Origin of the sequence: Parasulfitobacter algicola, from assembly GCF_013315265.1 — a bacterium.
Lineage (GTDB): Bacteria > Pseudomonadota > Alphaproteobacteria > Rhodobacterales > Rhodobacteraceae > Parasulfitobacter > Parasulfitobacter algicola.
Genome location: NZ_JABUFE010000005.1, coordinates 60,779 through 78,764, shown reverse-complemented (window position 1 = coordinate 78,764; position 17,986 = coordinate 60,779). Strand labels below are relative to the sequence as shown.

The 17,986-nt window shown below is 52.8% G+C and carries 18 protein-coding genes and 1 tRNA gene; 11 read left to right on the top strand and 8 right to left on the bottom strand.

Annotated elements, in window-relative coordinates; genetic code table 11:
• Nucleotides 1–6: 6 nt before the first annotated feature.
• The 6 genes from plsX (at nt 7) to HRQ87_RS10170 (ending at nt 4,310) form a co-directional block, all read left to right on the top strand.
• Nucleotides 7–1,110, top strand: coding sequence for a phosphate acyltransferase PlsX (plsX, locus tag HRQ87_RS10195; RefSeq protein WP_174137944.1), 1,104 nt, complete (start codon nt 7–9; stop codon nt 1,108–1,110).
• Nucleotides 1,107–2,075: a beta-ketoacyl-ACP synthase III gene (locus HRQ87_RS10190; RefSeq protein ID WP_174137942.1), complete on the top strand. Its 969-nt coding sequence runs from the start codon at nt 1,107–1,109 to the stop codon at nt 2,073–2,075. The genes plsX and HRQ87_RS10190 overlap by 4 nt, the downstream gene beginning before the upstream one ends.
• A gap of 83 nt (nt 2,076–2,158) precedes the next feature.
• On the top strand, nt 2,159–2,461 hold the full coding sequence (gene ihfA, locus HRQ87_RS10185; RefSeq protein WP_174137940.1) for an integration host factor subunit alpha: 303 nt from the start codon (nt 2,159–2,161) through the stop codon (nt 2,459–2,461).
• 4 nt (nt 2,462–2,465) lie between these two features.
• Nucleotides 2,466–3,038 (top strand): MerR family transcriptional regulator, encoded by a 573-nt coding sequence (locus HRQ87_RS10180; RefSeq protein WP_174137938.1) that lies wholly within the window; start codon nt 2,466–2,468, stop codon nt 3,036–3,038.
• Nucleotides 3,039–3,102: 64 nt separating this feature from the next.
• Nucleotides 3,103–3,179: transfer RNA gene (locus HRQ87_RS10175), tRNA-Pro, on the top strand.
• A gap of 36 nt (nt 3,180–3,215) precedes the next feature.
• Nucleotides 3,216–4,310 carry a 2'-deoxycytidine 5'-triphosphate deaminase gene (locus HRQ87_RS10170; protein WP_281356629.1) on the top strand — a complete coding sequence of 365 codons (1,095 nt, stop codon included), beginning with the start codon at nt 3,216–3,218 and terminating at the stop codon, nt 4,308–4,310.
• Between the two features lie 45 nt (nt 4,311–4,355).
• On the opposite strand, the gene HRQ87_RS10165 is transcribed toward HRQ87_RS10170, so the two are convergent.
• The gene (locus HRQ87_RS10165; RefSeq protein ID WP_174137935.1) at nt 4,356–4,880 is read right to left on the bottom strand and encodes an Lrp/AsnC family transcriptional regulator; all 525 of its coding nucleotides are present in this window, start codon (nt 4,878–4,880) and stop codon (nt 4,356–4,358) included.
• A 78-nt stretch (nt 4,881–4,958) separates the two neighbouring features.
• Here HRQ87_RS10165 and HRQ87_RS10160 point away from each other — a divergent pair, with 78 nt between their 5' ends.
• Nucleotides 4,959–6,098, top strand: a complete 1,140-nt coding sequence (locus tag HRQ87_RS10160; RefSeq protein WP_174137933.1) for an MFS transporter — start codon at nt 4,959–4,961, stop codon at nt 6,096–6,098.
• Here the strand turns inward: HRQ87_RS10160 and scpB are convergent.
• The 5 genes from scpB to argS all read right to left on the bottom strand — a co-directional run bounded on the left by scpB (nt 6,095) and on the right by argS (nt 11,184).
• A complete protein-coding gene (gene scpB, locus HRQ87_RS10155; protein ID WP_174137931.1) occupies nt 6,095–6,739 on the bottom strand; it encodes an SMC-Scp complex subunit ScpB in 645 nt (214 codons plus the stop codon). The two genes, HRQ87_RS10160 and scpB, sit on opposite strands and share 4 nt — an antisense overlap.
• Entirely contained in the window at nt 6,726–7,511 is a 786-nt protein-coding gene (locus HRQ87_RS10150; RefSeq protein WP_174137929.1) for a segregation and condensation protein A, read from the bottom strand. The genes scpB and HRQ87_RS10150 overlap by 14 nt, the downstream gene beginning before the upstream one ends.
• Complete coding sequence (nagZ, locus tag HRQ87_RS10145) at nt 7,504–8,514, bottom strand: beta-N-acetylhexosaminidase (protein WP_174137926.1); 1,011 nt, start codon at nt 8,512–8,514, stop codon at nt 7,504–7,506. Before nagZ ends, HRQ87_RS10150 begins: the two co-directional genes overlap by 8 nt.
• Complete coding sequence (locus tag HRQ87_RS10140; protein WP_174137924.1) at nt 8,515–9,360, bottom strand: SPOR domain-containing protein; 846 nt, start codon at nt 9,358–9,360, stop codon at nt 8,515–8,517.
• Between the two features lie 81 nt (nt 9,361–9,441).
• The gene (gene argS / locus HRQ87_RS10135; protein WP_174137922.1) at nt 9,442–11,184 is read right to left on the bottom strand and encodes an arginine--tRNA ligase; all 1,743 of its coding nucleotides are present in this window, start codon (nt 11,182–11,184) and stop codon (nt 9,442–9,444) included.
• A 132-nt stretch (nt 11,185–11,316) separates the two neighbouring features.
• Here argS and HRQ87_RS10130 point away from each other — a divergent pair, with 132 nt between their 5' ends.
• The 3 genes from HRQ87_RS10130 to HRQ87_RS10120 all read left to right on the top strand — a co-directional run bounded on the left by HRQ87_RS10130 (nt 11,317) and on the right by HRQ87_RS10120 (nt 14,928).
• Nucleotides 11,317–12,339, top strand: coding sequence for a hypothetical protein (locus HRQ87_RS10130; protein WP_174137920.1), 1,023 nt, complete (start codon nt 11,317–11,319; stop codon nt 12,337–12,339).
• A 69-nt stretch (nt 12,340–12,408) separates the two neighbouring features.
• On the top strand, nt 12,409–13,614 hold the full coding sequence (locus tag HRQ87_RS10125) for a hypothetical protein (protein WP_174137918.1): 1,206 nt from the start codon (nt 12,409–12,411) through the stop codon (nt 13,612–13,614).
• Nucleotides 13,615–13,725: 111 nt separating this feature from the next.
• Nucleotides 13,726–14,928, top strand: a complete 1,203-nt coding sequence (locus tag HRQ87_RS10120) for a hypothetical protein (protein ID WP_174137916.1) — start codon at nt 13,726–13,728, stop codon at nt 14,926–14,928.
• On the opposite strand, the gene HRQ87_RS10115 is transcribed toward HRQ87_RS10120, so the two are convergent.
• Nucleotides 14,903–16,054 carry a deoxyguanosinetriphosphate triphosphohydrolase gene (locus tag HRQ87_RS10115; RefSeq protein WP_174137914.1) on the bottom strand — a complete coding sequence of 384 codons (1,152 nt, stop codon included), beginning with the start codon at nt 16,052–16,054 and terminating at the stop codon, nt 14,903–14,905. The two genes, HRQ87_RS10120 and HRQ87_RS10115, sit on opposite strands and share 26 nt — an antisense overlap.
• A gap of 75 nt (nt 16,055–16,129) precedes the next feature.
• Here HRQ87_RS10115 and HRQ87_RS10110 point away from each other — a divergent pair, with 75 nt between their 5' ends.
• Nucleotides 16,130–16,456 carry a HesB/IscA family protein gene (locus HRQ87_RS10110; RefSeq protein ID WP_174137912.1) on the top strand — a complete coding sequence of 109 codons (327 nt, stop codon included), beginning with the start codon at nt 16,130–16,132 and terminating at the stop codon, nt 16,454–16,456.
• Between the two features lie 48 nt (nt 16,457–16,504).
• On the opposite strand, the gene glpK is transcribed toward HRQ87_RS10110, so the two are convergent.
• Nucleotides 16,505–17,986 carry a glycerol kinase GlpK gene (gene glpK / locus HRQ87_RS10105; RefSeq protein ID WP_174137910.1) on the bottom strand — a complete coding sequence of 494 codons (1,482 nt, stop codon included), beginning with the start codon at nt 17,984–17,986 and terminating at the stop codon, nt 16,505–16,507.

Genomic DNA, 17,986 nt, shown 5'->3' with positions numbered 1-17,986 from the left:
GGCGCCATGCCAAACGAGGATATCTCAGAGGCTAAGCGCGCATCCGGGCGCGTCACGATTTCGGTTGACGCTATGGGCGGCGATATGGGGCCTGCGACGGTTGTTGCGGGTCTTGCCATTTCTGCAAGCAAAAACCCCGATATCGGTTACATTCTGCATGGCCCCGAGGATGAGTTGCGCCCCTTGGTCAAGAAAAAGCAGTTGGAAAACCGATGCGAGATTCGGGACGCCAAAGGTGTCGTGACGATGCAGGATAAGCCGTCGCAGGTGATGCGGCACGGCAAAGACACATCCATGTGGTCCGCCGTTGAAGCTGTTCGAAATGGCGATGCCCAGGCCTGTGTGTCTTGCGGCAACACCGGCGCGCTGATGGCCATTTCTATGATTCGGTTGCGTAAGATCGAAGGCATCAATCGCCCTGCAATTGCTTGCTTGTGGCCCTCAATCAATCCCGGCGGTTTCAATATCATGCTGGATGTTGGTGCAGATGTACGCGCTGACGAAGATGATTTGATGCAGTATGCTCTTATGGGTGCTTCATATGCCAGAAACGGCCTAGATTTGCAGCGCCCCCGCATTGGCCTGTTGAATGTTGGCACCGAAGAAAACAAAGGCCGTGCCGAATTAAAAGTCGCGCATGAAATGATTGCGCGGGCTGCCCCACGGGCAGATTTCGACTTTGTTGGTTTTGTCGAAGGTGGTGATATTCCATCTGACCGCGTTGACGTGATTGTGACTGATGGCTTTACCGGCAATATCGCGCTGAAAACGGGTGAAGGCACTGCAAGTACCATTCGAATGTTGCTGAAAGAGGCGTTTCAATATTCACCGCTATCGCGCATTGCAGCCCTTTTGGCGCTGACATCCTTGCAAAGACTGAAGAAACGCATTGATCCACGCCGAGTGAATGGTGGGGTGTTTTTGGGTCTGAACGGCACAGTCGTGAAATCACACGGATCATCAGATTCACTTGGCGTAGCATCGGCTGTTCACCTTGCGTTCCGCCTTGCGCAGTCTGGGTTTACCGAACGTCTGGCGGCACGGGTTGCATCGGCAACCGAGCTGGCCCAAGATGACACCGAGAGCGGTCAAAAAGGCAAAAATGAATGATACGTGCCGTTGTGAAGGGTGTAGGTCACTACCTGCCCGAACGCGTGGTTCCCAATTCCGAGTTCGAAGAAAAGCTTGATACGACTGATGAATGGATCAAGTCGCGATCCGGTATTGAGCGACGTCATTTTGCATCAGACGATGAAACAACGTCAAAGATGGCAACGTTAGCTGCACAAGCTGCGTTGAATGATGCAGGACTGACAGCCGATACGGTGGATGCCATTGTTCTGGCCACGTCGACCCCTGATCTGACATTTCCGTCTGCTGCCACCATGGTTCAAAATGCCCTTGGTATGCGCCATGGCTTTGCTTTTGACATTCAGGCAGTCTGTGCTGGCTTTGCCTATGCCCTGGCCAACGCCAATGCGTTGATCGTTTCGGGTCAAGCCAAGCAGGTCTTGGTGATCGGATCCGAAACATTCAGCAAAATCATGGATTGGTCCGATCGTGGCACTTGCGTTTTGTTTGGCGACGGGGCCGGTGCCGTTCTGCTTAGCGCCGAAGACAGTGACGGCACCCCCGCTGATCGCGGCATTCTGGCCAGTGATCTGAACTCTGACGGGCAATATCGCGATCTTCTTTATGTCGATGGCGGAATATCGTTGCAATCAACGGGCTATCTGCGGATGCAGGGCAAGGAAGTCTTTCGCCACGCCGTTGAAAAACTTGCCGAAACGGCCGAGACCGCAATGGCAAGTGCTGGGGTCGAAGCCAAGGATATCGACTGGATTGTGCCCCATCAGGCCAACTTGCGAATCATCAAAGCTACAGCACAAAAGATGAACCTATCCTTGGATAAGGTTATTTTAACCGTTCAGGATCATGGCAATACATCTGCAGCATCCATCCCGCTTGCGCTGTCTGTCGGAAAGCAGCGCGGCCAGATTAAACAGGGTGATTTGATCGTAACAGAAGCAATTGGCGGTGGTCTGGCTTGGGGCGCAGTCGTCTTGCGCTGGTAAGCATAACTCTGCCAGCCAAGTCCTTGATATTGACTCGGAAATTGCGGATCGCCTAAAGTCCCTTCAAATCAAGGAGCGTCACAATGGCCGACAAGACACTGACCCGTATGGATTTAAGCGAAGCTGTGTTCCGCGAGGTAGGCCTGTCGCGCAATGAAAGTGCCCAGTTGGTCGAAAGCGTTCTGGCGCATATGTCAGACGCTTTGGTCAAAGGCGAAAGCGTCAAAATATCATCTTTTGGAACATTTTCTGTTCGCGAAAAAGCAGCCCGCGTTGGCCGCAATCCAAAAACCGGCGAAGAGGTTCCGATCCATCCCCGCCGCGTTCTGACATTTCGACCTTCGCATCTGATGAAAGATCGTGTGGCCGCTGGCAACAAAGGCTAATCCGATGGAAAAGGCGCGTGATGCCTTTCGTACGATTTCCGAAGTGTCGGACTGGCTTGAGACACCGCCCCATGTTTTGCGCTTTTGGGAAAGCAAATTCACACAGGTAAAGCCGGTCAAGCGTGCCGGCGGGCGCAGGTATTATCGCCCGTCAGATATGATGTTGCTGGGTGGTATCAAAAAGCTGCTGCACCAGGACGGGCTGACGATCAACAGCGTCAAGAAATTGTTGCAAACCAAAGGGATCAAGCATGTTGCATCCTTTGCACCGCCTTTGGACATGCCCTTTGATGCATTCATAGATGATAACGTCAGCGACAAGACTGAAGCTGATAATGTTGTTCCGATCAAACCTACGGATCTGACCCCGTCAGATACCAGTGAACCTGTTCAGAACACATTCTTTTTTGATGATATCGAAGATCCGGCACCACAAGAACCAGCAGATACACATGTTCTGGCTGCATTAAACGCCACGGATCCCGCCATTCTTTCAGCCAAACACGAAAAATTGGAAACCTTGATGTCCAGACTTGTGGCTTTGCGCGATAAAATGGCCGCGAACGCAGCGCAATAAGACGGTATTTCGTGCAAATACGCCCTTGCCCCTGCCTATCAAATCAGTATGACTACGCCAACGTCGGGCTATGGCGCAGCCTGGTAGCGCGTCCGTCTGGGGGACGGAAGGTCGCAGGTTCGAGTCCTGCTAGCCCGACCATTTCAAACCGCCCGCTGGCCCGTGCCTGCGGGCGTTTTGCGTAAAAGGAAGTCGAAGATGGGCGTTTTGCCAAGTCAGATGATTGAAGGGATGATCCGTGATGGTGCCCTGAAGGCGACGCCCGCTATTCTGCCCGAACAAGTGCAGCCCGCTAGCCTTGATCTGCGTCTGGGGACTGTTGCGTACCGTGTCCGCGCTTCCTTCTTGTCCGGGCAAAACGCGACTGTCGCCAGACGTTTGGAAGAATTCGAAATGCACCGCATTGATCTTTCGGACGGTGCTGTTCTGGAAAAAGGGGCCGTTTACGTAGTACCTTTGATGGAAAGTCTGGCCCTGCCTAATGGTGTACAGGCCGTAGCAAATGCCAAAAGTTCAACCGGCAGGCTTGATCTTTTGACCCGTACGATCACCGATGGTGGGGTTGAATTTGATCGTATTGCCCCAGGTTATTCTGGCCCGCTTTATGCCGAAATCTGCCCCCGATCATTCAGCGTTCTGGTCCGCCCCGGCATGCGCCTGAACCAGATCCGCTTTCGCAAAGGCCAGGCCGTCCTAAGCGATATCGAACTGCGCAAGCTGCATGCCGAAGAAACACTGGTTTCTGGCGAGGCGCATATTGACGATGGCTTGGGGTTTTCGGTTGATCTGAAACCGAAAAATGGCAATCTGGTAGGCTTTCGTGCCAAACCACATACGGGCGTGATTGATCTGGATAAACTGTCCTTTTACGAACCCGAAGAATACTGGGAACCAATCCGCACCAACGAGGGACGCATCATTCTGGATCCCGGCGCATTCTATATTCTTGTCAGCCGCGAGGCCGTGACAATCCCCCCTGATTGCGCAGCAGAAATGGCCCCATATTTGGCCATGGTCGGTGAATTTCGCGTACATTATGCGGGGTTTTTCGACCCCGGCTTTGGTCATGCCCGTGCAGGTGGTACAGGATCGCGCGGCGTTTTAGAAGTGCGCTGCCACGAAGCCCCCTTTGTGCTGGAACACGGCCAGATCGTTGGCCGTCTGGTCTATGAGCGCATGGCAGAAGTCCCAACACAGCTTTATGGGACTGGTATTGCTTCAAACTATCAGGGGCAAGGTCTGAAACTTTCAAAGCATTTCAAAGCCATATAGCTTTACTTTCAGCTACCGGCTTCGCAACGCGTCCCAAAACATCCGCTATTTGATATGTGGGCCCAAGGCCAATTCGTCAGAAATATCAGCTTGAACGGTCCGCTCAAGGTGCGTGGACAGGGCAACATAGGTTCGCGTGCTGCGGACGCCATCAACGTCGTAAAGTTGTGACAAAAGCCCCTCTAACGCTTCTGATGACGCAACGCGCACTTTCATGATCAAACACGTATCGCCCGTGGCAGAATGAATTTCCTCGACCTCGGGCAACTTTGCCAAGGCCATCAACGCGGCTGTCTTTCCCCAGCCTGTGGTATCGACATGCACAAAAGCCAGTAAGGTCTTGCCAAGGGCGGGACCATCCAGAATTGCGACCGTTCTTTTGATAACTCCAGCCGCCTTAAGCCGCTTGACACGTTCATGCACAGCCGGGGCCGAAAGACCCACACGTTGGCTTAAATCGGAAAAGCTAAGCGTCGCATCGCGGCCCAGCTCACCTAATATTTTTCTGTCAATTGCATCCAGGGCCCGTACAGATGCTGCATTCTGCGGAATATGATCTGTATTTTTCATCACAGCCTCACTTCTCTGTTGTGCTGAATTTCATAATTATAAATGCATATATCACCTTATAAATTTCGGTGAAAGCATATGCCATCTTATCAAGTTATTCTTTTGACAGCCTCAGTTGGTGTGATTGGCGCGAATTCACTGGTCTTATCACCAGTATCAGCGGCAGTGGCGCAAAGCTTTGCTGGCAACTCTGCAGCCGATATCATGATCGCAGCTGCCGCCTTTGGTCTTGGCACTGCAGGATCAGCATTGTTGCTGGCCCCGTTGGCTGATCGGTTTGGCGCGGATAGGTCTTTGATTGCAGCGATGATCCTGTTTGCCTTGGCGTCGATGTTCAGCACAATTGCCCCTGCCTTCTGGGTATTGATCGCGGCACAAACTATGGCCGGGGTTGCATCTGGCATTGCGTTGCCAGCCACCTATAGTCTGGCAGCCGACATCGCATCTCCCGGGCAAGAAGGTCGCACCATGGGTACCGTTCTAACAGGCTGGACGCTGTCGATGGTCTTTGGGGTCACGCTTAGCAGCATTCTGGCCGACCTTCTGCATTGGCGCAGTGTGTTTGCATTCGTGGCAGGGCTGGCCGCCCTTTTAAGTATCCTGTTGCTGACGGTTTCCTTCCCGCGCAGAATCGCAAACCATGTGACATCGCCCTTAACCAGCCTGAAAGTGCCCGGTATTTTTACAGCACTAATGGTTCAGATTTTACTGATGCTGTCATTTTACGGCACGTACAGCTTTCTGGGCACACATCTGGGCGCCATGGGCATGACCACAGCTGCGGGCGCAGCCCCTGTGTTGGCGTATGGCATTGGTTTTGGCATCGCGGCACGCTTTGATGGGCTGATTGATCGGATGGGCTATAAAGGGTTGGCCCCTTACAGCTTTGCTTGCGTGACAGCCGCATTGGTATTGATCGCAGTTCTGTCATACAGTCTGATTGGGCTAACGATCGCTTTTTTATGTTGGGGTTTGGCGAACCATATCGCGCTGAACCTGACCGTAGGTCGATTGATCGGACTTGATCCAGATCAGCGCGGCGCAATCATGGGGCTGAATTCAGCGGTCACTTATCTTTGCGTATTTGCAGGAGCTATCGGGTTTCGCCCAATCTTTGAAATTGGCGGTCTTGCGGCCTGTGCCGGGTTAGCCGCGATTGCTGTCAGTTTTATCGTAATTGAGGCTTGGCACCTGAAACGTTCGCGACCCGCCAACTAATCTTCGAACAATTCGCTTTGACCTTCGGTCGCCTCGTCTTCTTCGTCGCCTTCACCAAGGCCTGGCATTTCACCGGGTGGTGGACGGTTTTCCAGCAAGCCTGCGGCGCGCAGTTCTTTCAGCCCCGGCAGATCGCGGGCCGTTTCAAGGCCAAAGTGATCCAGAAACATCTGCGTGACAACGAATGTCACAGGCCGGCCGGGCGTCATCCGACGACGACCAAATCGGATCCATTCCAGTTCAATCAGCAGATCAACCGTACCCCGGCTAACGGCAACGCCCCGAATTTCTTCGATCTCGGCCCGTGTAACCGGCTGATGATAGGCAATAATCGCCAACGTTTCGACGGCAGCGCGACTTAACTTGCGCGTCTCAACTGTTTCTTTTTGCATCAAAAAGCCCAGATCACCAGCGGTACGCATAGCCCAGGCATCGCCCACACGCACTACATTCACACCGCGCCCTTCATATCGCTTGCGCAAATGCACCAGCGCTTCAGCCGCGTCACACCCATGGGGCATGCGGCCTTGCAATTCTTTCACAGTGACAGGTTCGGCCGTGGCAAATAAAATCGCCTCGACCATGCGTTCCTGTTCGCCCATTGGCGGCGCTTCAAAGAGGCTTTCTTCAACCTCGGTCATTTGTTTTTTTCCGTATATGAATGGGCGAGAACGTGTCGCCCTGTCTGATATCGATCAACCCGACTTTGGCCAGTTCTAAAGTTGCCGCAAATGTGGCGGCCGTGGCGGATCTGCGTTTTTGCGGATCGGTTTCCCAGCCTTCGGGCAGATAGCTGGACAAATCGGTCCAGTCGCCCGCAAATCCGATCAGACCGCGCATCCGCTCCAGCGCCTGTTCCATTGTCAAAACCGCGTCTCGGTCCATGACAAAGGGGCGGAATTCATCCTTGGTACGAATGCGGGCATACCCCTGCATCAGATCCAACAACGTCGCCGAATAGGTGACCTTGCGCACCCGTTCGACCCCTTCGGGAATACCGCGGGCAAAGAAATCACGCCCCAACTGATTGCGACCCATCAGCTGGGCAGACGCTTCGCGCATCGCTTGCAGACGTTCCAGCTGAAACGCCAGATGTGCGGCAAGTTCTTCGCCGGATGGGCCGTCTTCGGTGGGATCTGGGGGCAACAGCAGGCGCGACTTCAGAAACGCAAGCCATGCGGCCATCACCAGATAATCCGCCGCCAGCTCTATGCGCAGACTTTTCGCCTGTTCGATAAAGGATAGATATTGTTCGGCCAATTGCAGAACGCTGATCTTGCGCAGATCAACCTTTTGCGTGCGTGACAGGGTCAGCAAGAGGTCCAGCGGCCCCTCGTACCCGTCGACATCAACGATCAGCGCTTCGGCTGCCAGCCGTTCCGCAACTGAATTTTCACTTTCAACTTCAACCATAAACACGCCCGTTCAGCAGCGCCTTAAGGTCTGCCTCTACGGTCGCAATGTCAATCGTGTCTGGGGTTTTCTTGCAAGAAAGCGCGTTTTCAGCACGTCTTTCTGCCGGTTTTGTCATCACACCACTGGCTGAAACCACGGCCTGCATTTCGTCCATGACGCCGTTGCAATGCAAAACTACATCACACCCTGCCGCCAAAGACGCGGCTGACCGTTCGCCAATCGTTCCAGACAGTGCCTCCATTGAGACATCATCGCTCATGATCAGGCCATCAAAACCGATCTCATCCCGGATCAGTTGCATCATTTGCGGGGATGTCGTGGCAGGCAAATTTGGGTCAATCGCAGAATAAACAATATGTGCTGTCATTGCCATTGGCAGATCAGACAGCCCTTTGAATGCCGCGAAATCCGTATCGCGCAATGTGCCGATATCTGTATCCACTCTGGGCAGGTCTTTGTGGCTGTCCAATGTCGCGCGACCGTGGCCCGGAATATGCTTGACGATGGGCAGAACGCCCCCGTCCATCAGGCCATTCGCCACAGCGCGGGCGGCATCCACCACATCCGATACGTCTGTACCATAACAACGATTTTTCAAAAAATCATGGGTCTGCGCATTGGCGACATCAGCCATTGGTGCGCAATTCACATCAATCCCAACTGTGCGTAACTCATGGGCAATCAAACGATATCGCAAATACATGGATTGTATCGCCTGCCCAACACCGGCCTGTTGCATATGATCCAAAGGCGGCAACCAGTTCCGCCAGCGGGGGGCCGTCAGTCGCTGAACGCGACCCCCTTCCTGATCGATCAGAATCGGGGCATCGCGCCCTACAGTTTCGCGCAGATCCAAGGTCAACCCACGGATCTGATCCGGCGCATTTATGTTGCGCGCAAACAGGATAAAGCCCCAAGGGTCGGCATCACGGAAAAAGGCGCGTTCATCTGGTGTCAGATTTTGGCCTGAACAGCCGAATATATAAGCACCAGAAGCCATTTAGCGGGTGACAACAGGGATGCAGTCTGCGCCCTCTGCAATCAGGGCCGTGCAGAACCGACGGGCATCTGAGAGATCATCAAAGCCAATGGCGCGCAGACGATAAAAGGTGCGCCCTGCCCGTTCGGCCTGTTCTATGACGCGCGATTTGTCATCCAGAAATCCGTTAAACCGCTGCCCGATACGCTGCCATTCAGTGCGTGCGATCTGCGGGCTGTCGAATGCGCCAAGCTGGACCACGGCAGTATCTGCAGGCACATCAGATGCGTTAAGTTCCCTGACATTAGACGCAGCCATTGGTCTGATGGCCGTAACTGGCCCCGTTTGCAGGGATGCAGGGCGCAGTTGTGGGCGCAAGGACCGCCCCAAACCACCTTCGACGCCCAAGGGCTCTGATTGATTTGCGATTTGCTGCACCAGCGCGCGCAATTCGTCTTCTGTCGGGGATGTACCTGCCAGTGTCTGCGGTTGCGCTTGTGGCGGTTCGGGTGTTGTTTCAATCGTCTCGGTTTGACCAAAACCGGCTGGATCATCGGCACCGATACCAACTGGATTTGGCGCCAAGACCACTTGATCCACCAGCGTATTTTCACCGTTTTCTTCAGCAATAGAGTTGACAGAAAGACCCTGATGTTGCGCTGGCAATCCACCGGGATTATCCGGTTGAACCCGCATCGGTCCTTCCAGCGCCCGCACGATGGGAACACCCGACATATCCCTTGAAATCAGCTGATAGCCCCAAACGCCTACGCCTGCGATCAAAGCAAGCGACATTAGTGCCCCGGCCCAATTCACAATTGCACCAAAACCAACATTACCCCGGCCTGGGGGTGCCATTTCCGCCATTTTGCCTCACTGCCCGCGGACACTTAACGTGTCTCATCGGTTTCTTATTACTGCCTCAAACCGGCCAAAGCTGCGATTTTATTATCGCATTTCCTGAACTGGTTCGACACCCAAGATACCAAGACCTGCGGAAATAACAATGGCTGTAGCACGGGCAAGCGCCATTTTTGCTTGACTTGTGGCCGCGTCGCCCTCTTGCACAAAGCGCAAACTAGGCACATCGTTACCACGGTTCCACAAAGCATGAAATTCTGACGCCAATTCATAAAGATAAAAGGCAATACGATGGGGTTCGTTATTACGCGCTGCAATTTCGACCAAACGCGGCCACTCGGCAATCTTCCGCGCGACGGCCAGTTCGGCTTCGTGATCCAGCTTCGAAAAATCGACCTCCGATAATGTGGCGTCATCTGATGCAATGTCCGCTTCAACCGCTTTGCGCAATACCGAACAGACCCGCGCATGTGCATATTGCACATAAAACACCGGGTTATCCTTGGATTGCTCCAGCACCTTGCTAAAGTCGAAATCCAGCGGCGCGTCATTTTTGCGCGTCAACATCACAAACCGTGTGACATCGGGACCGACCAGATCGACCACATCACTCAAGGTTACAAAGGTCCCTGCCCGCTTGGACATCTTGAAGGGCTGGCCGTCTTTATATAACTTCACCAGCTGGCACAGCTTGATATCAACCGACACTTTACCATCGGACAGCGCCGAAACGGCGGCCTTCATCCGTTTGACGTAACCGCCATGATCGGCGCCAAAAACATCGATCAACTGATCAAACCCACGATCAATCTTATCGTAATGATAGGCAATATCGGGCGCGAAATAGGTCCAGTTACCATCGGATTTCTTGACAGGTCGATCCACATCATCACCATGTTCTGTGGATTTGAACAATGTTTGTTCGCGCGGTTCCCAGTCTTCGGGCGTTTTGCCTTTGGGCGGCTCAAGAACACCTTGATAAATCAGGCCCTTATCGTCCAGCGCCTGCAACGCCTCTTCAATGCGGCCGGTACCATACAGGGCCTTTTCGCTGAAAAAAACATCCATCTCGACCCCAAGCGATTTAAGATCGCTTCGGATCAGGTCCATCATTTTTTCGGTTGCGAATTCGCGGATCTCGGCCAGCCAGTATTGTTCGCCTTTATCCACGAACTGATCGCCAACCTTGTCTTTCAGCGCTTGACCCACATCAATCAGATAATCACCGGGATATGTTCCGTCTTCAAAGGCGACCTGTTGGCCGTGTGCCTCAAGATACCGAAGATAGACTGACCGGGCCAGTACATCGACCTGCGCACCACCGTCGTTGATGTAATATTCCCGCGTGACGCCATAGCCTGCGTAGCTCAGCAAGCTGGCCAATGCATCACCAAAGACCGCACCGCGGGTGTGGCCCACATGCAAGGGACCCGTAGGATTGGCGCTGACATATTCGACATTTACACGTTTGCCCTGCCCCAGTTGCGATTGCCCGAAAGTGGGATCGGTCAGGGCCGTTTTAACCACATTCTGCCAAACACCATTTGCCAGCCGCAAATTAAGAAACCCCGGGCCTGCGACCTCAACCAGATCAATCCGTGGATCATCGGTCAGTTTTGCGGCCAAGGCATCAGCAATATCGCGCGGCTTCATTTGCGCGGGTTTCGCCAGCACCATCGCGGCATTCGTCGCCATGTCCCCATGCGTCGCATCACGCGGGGGCTCGACCGTGACATTGGCAAAATCAAGCCCCGCAGGCAAAACGCCCTGGGATTGCAACACCGTCAGGCTGTCTGTCACAAGATCACGTATGCTGGCAAAAAGGTTCATCTGACTTATCCTAGGTTTCGGGGCCGGGTTTACCACGGGGCCATGCCGCGTCAATGCCTGCCCGCGCGCAGTACACGGCCAGCAGGCATATTTTTACGGTGCAATTTGAAAATGTGATTGTTAAAGTTCAGCATGAAACGTTCGATAATGCCGACTGTATGCCTTGTTTTTTTATGTCTAATCGTGATCGGAATGGGAACGATTGCGCTGACAGTCCAGTCCATTCAGCCTACTCAACCGCTTTTGGCGGCCCTGATGCGGATCGCCCCTTTTGCAGGCCCTGCCGTTATCAGCGCCTTTGTGGCGTTTGTTGCGGCAAATCACGATAACGGTAAGATGGAGTGGCTCGGATGGCTCGCGTTGGCGTTCATTCCATTCGTGATGATTGCGAATATGTTGCCTGTTGTTTTGTCAGACACGATGTCCCCGATTATAAGTGCGCTATGGCAGCAAAATAATCTGCGGCCCGGTCTTTTATCAGAGCCTTGGCAAAATTGGTCACTGCTTTGGATATCCTGCGTTTCAGTCATGTGGCTTTTTTCCAGCGCCAAGGTACGGCTGACAGGGGTAATATCGGCCAGTCTGCTGCTGATAATAACTCTGATATTCGGCGTTTCGGCGATCGCTCTGCATACAACTGCACTTTTGATCGTAACGACCATTGCCCTTTTGATTTCGATCTCACGCCAGAAGCATGCGGCTATCTGGTACGCCGTTATGGCGTCTGTAACAGGGCTGATTGGATTGGCTTTTGCGCCTTGGGGGCCATTTCCCATAACAAACACACCACAGTTTCTGGACAGCACATATAACATGATCGCACAGGACAGCTGGCTTGTTTTCACAGTTCTTCTGATGATATTTTTTTCGGCGTTGGTCTTTTGGGTCAACCCAAGATTACCGCGTATCATGCTGATATTACACGCCGGATGTCTTGGCGTTTCTATGGCAATCAGTCACATTAGCCAGTTTATAATGATCCAAAGCTATGGGGATATTATAGGTGGACCGGCACCAGAATTCAGCCGTTGGTTTTTGATCAACGATTTTGCCACAATGACATTTTTCTTTTTGGCTCTGATCGGTGTTATTCTTATAATATTAAGACACAAAAGGGGTTTACCAGTATCGCAAAAAGTGCATATGACCTCATAGTCTTATATTGTTTTATGACGCTTCGGCGTATTTTTCCCTGAATACCTTTGAATTGAGTACAACTTCACAATGCTAAATCCCAAAAAACCCAGGCGCAAACCTGCTCTGGCAACATTTGAAACAGGCCTGGCCGCCCTTATGCTGGTCCCGACAATTTGGCTGATATGGAATGGTTTCCAACTGCAGCTGGCAATCCCCGACCCCACAAGATCTGCATCTTTTGTTGATATCCGCGCATCCCATGCCCAGCTTGGCATGTGGCAGATTATATTGGGGGCTTTCCTGCCCATCATGGTGGGTGTCTTTGCTTTTGTTGCCGCAGCGCGCATTGGCAGGACGATCTGGCTGTTTGGCGCGGCCTTGTCGCCTTTGGTCTTCCTGACTGGCATGCCACAGACGCTGAATTTACAGATGATTGCGGCCTTTTTTGAATTTGCCGATGCAAGTGGACGGCTCGCCATACCATCTGATGGTCAGATTATTGCAACCGTGGCACTGTTTTACATGCTTGTCGGGCTAAGCGTTCTTGTCGGCGTCTATGCCCGACGTAAAACCGTCTGGATCTGCATTCTGGTGCTTTTGGTACTGTCGCCGTTAGTCGCAATGATTATGGTATCTGACGTGCGCAATATCAGTCAGGCCGCGATATTTGCAGGCACGATCATCTTGGCAACCTATCTGATCACACTTTTCATATCGGTGTTGGACAAAGGCATACGTGCTGCCTATTTTCCGCTAAGCCTAATCATGTTCGTTACCATCGTGATTGGCACAGGCGTTATATTTCCGTGGGTCAGCGGCTTAACTGCCTTTTATATCCAACCCGAGACATTCGCACTGCTGCAAAACCCCATGCAACAAGAGCAAGTACACCTGTCCGATACGATTGATCGAATGCTTCAATCTAACATGGCACAACCCGTGGTGATGGCCGCAACATATCAGCTGAACGGCCTAATCGCGACATTGGGACTATGTCTTGTTTTCATGCTGGCCGCACGGCAACCCGTGACCGTATGGCTAAGCTGGCCATTGACCATAATCGCATTTGCAGGCGTCATTGCCGCCATTCTTGCAACGACGACGCGGCTTGATTTACTGACATTGCAAAGCATGCTTCAAGATCGGGGCATTATATTGCCCGATTGGTTGCTTTATCTGAATCAGGGTATTGGTCCCACATCAGGGCTATATATCATTTCGATGGTAACATCGATTTCGACATTGTTGTATCTGATGCCCAAAAAACGGATGCCAGACGATATCCGTAAGTGACCAGTATCGTTAATATGTCACAGCCTGTTTTGATCGCAGCCCCGCGTTCTTGAGTGTCCTGTCGACCCGTGCACAGTGCATCAAAGTAAATTTTCGAAAAGCGGTTTCAAAATGCTGAACGAACCATATCAGACACAATTCCAGATCAATCCTCTTTTTAGCATGTTGGAAAAAGGGCTGGCCGTTCTTTTGACTATTGGTGTGGTGATATTTATGATCGACACTGCAATGCTGTATCTGGCCGTACCAGACCCGATCAGTGATGAACAATTCGTCGATATCACACAAAGCCATCTTGGCATGGCAACACGGCATCTGATCTTTTCGATCCTTTTGCCGCTTGCTGTTGGTCTTTTCGGGTTTGTCGCTGCCTCAAAACACGGGCTGGCCGCTTGGGCATTGGCCGGGGTTGTTCTGATGGCTGCCGGTTTTATCTATGCGCCAAGTATGCTTGGGCTGATGTTCAACGCCCAATTCTATGACATTCCGGTTCCATCGCCACAATTCGGAGCAAATCCGTCAAGCGCACAGATTTTGTCGATGGCAAGTCTGGGGTACATGTTTGTGGGCCTTTTCACATTGATCAGCGCCCGCGCCACATCGCGCCTGCTGGTCGGTATCAATCTTGCCATACTTATTCTTGCACCCCTTGCCGCGATCGCAGTGTCATTGGACAGCAATGACACATCCGAGGTCTATATTCTGTCAGCTTTATTCAGTGCAGGTGCGCTTATCATAACCGGCATAATATCCCTTTTTGATAAGGGTATGCGCATGCACTATTACGCACTGGCGCTGGTTGGCCTGACGATTTTACCAGCGCTTTTTTTGTTGGTTTACGCGCTACCCGCTTGGACGACGGCAACGCTGATCAATCCCGGCGCATTTGCACTGTTACAGAATGCCGATCAACTTCGCGGACAAAATATCGAAGTCCTTTTCGACCCGACCCGGGGATATTCTACGCCATCCCCCATCGCATGGGCCTTTGGGTATCAGTTGGCAGGATTAATCGCCGTTGCTGGCTTTGCGTTGGCAGTGATTGCCACACGACGCATCGGAAACTGGGGTCTGGTTCTTTTGCCGCTGGCCCTGGTCGGCTTGCCCAGTATCTTCAGCATTGCTTTTTCGAACTTGATGCGTATCGTATTTTTTGCATTTCAAGATGAACTGTACCAGGATATCAATTCACCCACTTTTGCACTGACGCAGTATCAACAAATGCCGGGACCGATAAATTCAGTCGCGATTTTTGCAATATTGATCTGCGCTTGTATCGTGATTTATTTCATACCCAAGAGGGTCTTTGACTAAGCTGGCCGTATTTTTCCAACGCAAATCGGTCAGTCATTCCTGCGATATAATCTGCCACGATACGCGCAAGGTCCGTTTCATCGGCCGCGTCTTTAACATCGCGCACCCATGCCTTGGGCAACAGATCAGGTTGCGACATGAATAAAGGGAACAGATGATTGACCACATCTGTCACCTCGGCCCGGGTCTGCATCACGCTTGGCGCGCGATACATCCGCTTGAACAAAAATGCCCGAATATCCTGAAGCTGTACCCAGATATCGCTGGAAAACCGGATCATAGAGCGCCCAAGATGCCGAATATCTTCCACACTGCCCGGACCCGCCTGCGTGATCAGATCATGCGATGTCGCGATCACGTCTGATACCATCACGCCAAAGACGCGACGCAACGCCTCGTGCCGCCTGCGGTTTGCCTCAAGCCCCGGATACGCCTTGTCCACCTGCGCATAAGCCGGGCCAACAATCGGCAAATCGCAGATATCATCATCGGTAAACAACCCCGCACGCAGCCCGTCGTGCAGATCATGGTTATTATAAGCGATATCGTCGGACAAGGCAGCCACCTGTGCCTCGGCGCTGGCGTGGGTGTGCAATTCCAGATCGTGCCGCGCGGTATAATCGGCCAGCGCAAACGGCAGATCACCTGTCACAGGGCCATTGTGCTTGGCTAGCCCTTCCAACGTTTCCCACGTCAGGTTCAATCCATCGAAATCCGCATAATGGCGTTCCAACGATGTGACGATCTTAACAGCCTGCGCGTTGTGATCGAACCCGCCATAGGGCTGCATCAATGCGTCCAGCGCATCTTCGCCCGTATGACCAAACGGCGTGTGCCCAAGATCATGGGCCAGCGCGATTGCCTCGGTCAACTCGCCATTCAGCCCCAAAGCCCCGGCGATTGTGCGCGCCACCTGCGCCACTTCAATCGAATGGGTCAGACGCGTGCGAAAATAATCGCCCTCATGTTCCACGAAAACCTGCGTTTTGTGCTTTAACCGCCGAAACGCACTGGAATGAATAATTCTGTCCCGATCACGCTGAAAACATGACCTGAAACTGCTTTCCTCTTCCCAAATCAGCCGTCCCCTGGCTTTTTCCGGATCCGAGGCATAGGGCGCTGCCATCACACCTCACCTTGTCGCATGTCCTTTGACTTTCTATATGTACCTAAGATCAATCAGAAACAACCGAGTCGCCCCATGCTTAGCATACCACCCAAAGTGACCCCCCGCGCATTCGAGCGTTTGTCCGAAATCGGTGCCGCAGATCAGGGCAAAGCCTTGCGCATCGCGGTCGAAGGCGGGGGATGTTCCGGATTTCAATATGAAATCGATCTGGATGAAGTGAAAGAGGACGATCTGATCCTGGAAGGGTCTGGCGAAAAGGTTGTGATCGACAGCGTTTCGTTGCCGTTTTTAACTGACGCAGTGATTGATTTCAGCGAAGAACTGATCGGGGCGCGTTTCGTGATCGAAAACCCGAACGCCAGCAGCAGCTGTGGGTGCGGCACCAGCTTTTCGATGTAATTCTAGCTTCTTATTTATGGAAAACGCGTAACCCGCGTTATAATTCCCTCACGACGATAATGTGCGACGCACTGCATCTTTCCAACCGGCATATTTCGCGTAACGCGTATCTTCGTCCATAGCGGCCTCAAACCGTCGGTCCAGGGCCCATGTGTCCGAAAACCCCTTCTGATCGGGATATAAGCCCGCTTTCATCCCTGCCAGCCAGGCCGCACCTAATGCCGTGGTTTCCAACACTTTGGGTCTATCGACAGGCGCGCCGATGATGTCGGCCAGAAATTGCATCGTCCAATCACTGGCACTCATCCCGCCATCCACGCGCAAGGTCGCAGCAGTGCCAGACCAATCCGCCGTCATTGCCTCAAGCAGATCACGTGTCTGATAGCCGACGCTTTCCAATGCGGCCCGCGCAAATTCCGCAGGGCCAGACCCCCGTGTCAAACCAAAGATCGCACCGCGACAGTCGGCATCCCAATAGGGCGCGCCAAGCCCGGTAAACGCCGGGACCAGATATAGCGGCTGCCCTGTATCGGCTGCTTCGGCCAAGGGTTGGGTTTCACTGGCCTCGCGGATCATCTTCAGCCCATCGCGTAACCACTGCACCACAGCGCCGGCAATAAAGATCGACCCTTCCAGCGCATAGGTGGGTTTACCATTCAACTGATAAGCAATCGTTGTCAGCAGCCGATTTTCCGATGTCACTGCCGTATCGCCAGTGTTCAAAAGCGCAAAACACCCCGTGCCATAGGTTGATTTCATCATGCCTGGTTCAAAACAAGCCTGCCCGATGGTTGCTGCCTGTTGATCACCCGCGACCCCCAGAATAGGGATTTCCTTGCCAAACAAATCCGCGCGCGCCATGCCGAATTCGGCTGCGCAATCTTGCACTTCGGGCAGCATTGACATCGGAATATCAAAGCGATCACAGATCGTCTGATCCCACTGACCGTCATGGATATTATACAGCATCGTACGCGCCGCATTTGTCGCATCGGTCACATGACGTGAGCCCCCCGTCAATTTCCAGATCAGAAAGCTGTCCACAGTGCCAAACGCCAGCTTACCAGCCTTGGCCTTGTCCAAAGCGCCATCCACAGTTTGCAGAATATAACGCACCTTGGTGCCGGAAAAATAAGGATCGGCCAGCAGGCCTGTGCGTTTTGTGATTTCGGCCTCGAACCCTTCGGCGCGCAGATCTTCGCAAAACCGCGCCGTCCGACGATCTTGCCAGACGATCGCATTATGAATGGGTTGGCCGGTTTCACGGTCCCAGATCACCGTCGTTTCACGCTGGTTTGTAATACCAATCGCCGCAATGTCCGCCGCCCGAATGCCTGCCTTTTCAATCGCCGCACGACACGTACCCGCAGTTGTGGACCAGATATCTGACGGATCATGTTCAACCCAGCCAGAAGCCGGGAAATGTTGGGGGAATTCTTCCTGTGCAGTCGCTTTGATCTGCATTTTATCATCGAATACAATGGCACGGCTGGACGTTGTGCCCTGATCTATAGCCAGAATATGGGTCAT

Coding starts and splice junctions, on each gene's coding strand:
- plsX (WP_174137944.1), top strand. CDS start 7: ATGCCAAACGAGGATATCTCAGAGGCTAAGCGCGCATCCGGGCGCGTC.
- HRQ87_RS10190 (WP_174137942.1), top strand. CDS start 1,107: ATGATACGTGCCGTTGTGAAGGGTGTAGGTCACTACCTGCCCGAACGC.
- ihfA (WP_174137940.1), top strand. CDS start 2,159: ATGGCCGACAAGACACTGACCCGTATGGATTTAAGCGAAGCTGTGTTC.
- HRQ87_RS10180 (WP_174137938.1), top strand. CDS start 2,466: ATGGAAAAGGCGCGTGATGCCTTTCGTACGATTTCCGAAGTGTCGGAC.
- HRQ87_RS10165 (WP_174137935.1), bottom strand. CDS start 4,880: ATGAAAAATACAGATCATATTCCGCAGAATGCAGCATCTGTACGGGCC.
- HRQ87_RS10160 (WP_174137933.1), top strand. CDS start 4,959: ATGCCATCTTATCAAGTTATTCTTTTGACAGCCTCAGTTGGTGTGATT.
- scpB (WP_174137931.1), bottom strand. CDS start 6,739: ATGACCGAGGTTGAAGAAAGCCTCTTTGAAGCGCCGCCAATGGGCGAA.
- HRQ87_RS10150 (WP_174137929.1), bottom strand. CDS start 7,511: ATGGTTGAAGTTGAAAGTGAAAATTCAGTTGCGGAACGGCTGGCAGCC.
- nagZ (WP_174137926.1), bottom strand. CDS start 8,514: ATGGCTTCTGGTGCTTATATATTCGGCTGTTCAGGCCAAAATCTGACA.
- HRQ87_RS10140 (WP_174137924.1), bottom strand. CDS start 9,360: ATGGCGGAAATGGCACCCCCAGGCCGGGGTAATGTTGGTTTTGGTGCA.
- argS (WP_174137922.1), bottom strand. CDS start 11,184: ATGAACCTTTTTGCCAGCATACGTGATCTTGTGACAGACAGCCTGACG.
- HRQ87_RS10130 (WP_174137920.1), top strand. CDS start 11,317: ATGAAACGTTCGATAATGCCGACTGTATGCCTTGTTTTTTTATGTCTA.
- HRQ87_RS10125 (WP_174137918.1), top strand. CDS start 12,409: ATGCTAAATCCCAAAAAACCCAGGCGCAAACCTGCTCTGGCAACATTT.
- HRQ87_RS10120 (WP_174137916.1), top strand. CDS start 13,726: ATGCTGAACGAACCATATCAGACACAATTCCAGATCAATCCTCTTTTT.
- HRQ87_RS10115 (WP_174137914.1), bottom strand. CDS start 16,054: ATGGCAGCGCCCTATGCCTCGGATCCGGAAAAAGCCAGGGGACGGCTG.
- HRQ87_RS10110 (WP_174137912.1), top strand. CDS start 16,130: ATGCTTAGCATACCACCCAAAGTGACCCCCCGCGCATTCGAGCGTTTG.
- glpK (WP_174137910.1), bottom strand. CDS start 17,986: ATGACCCATATTCTGGCTATAGATCAGGGCACAACGTCCAGCCGTGCC.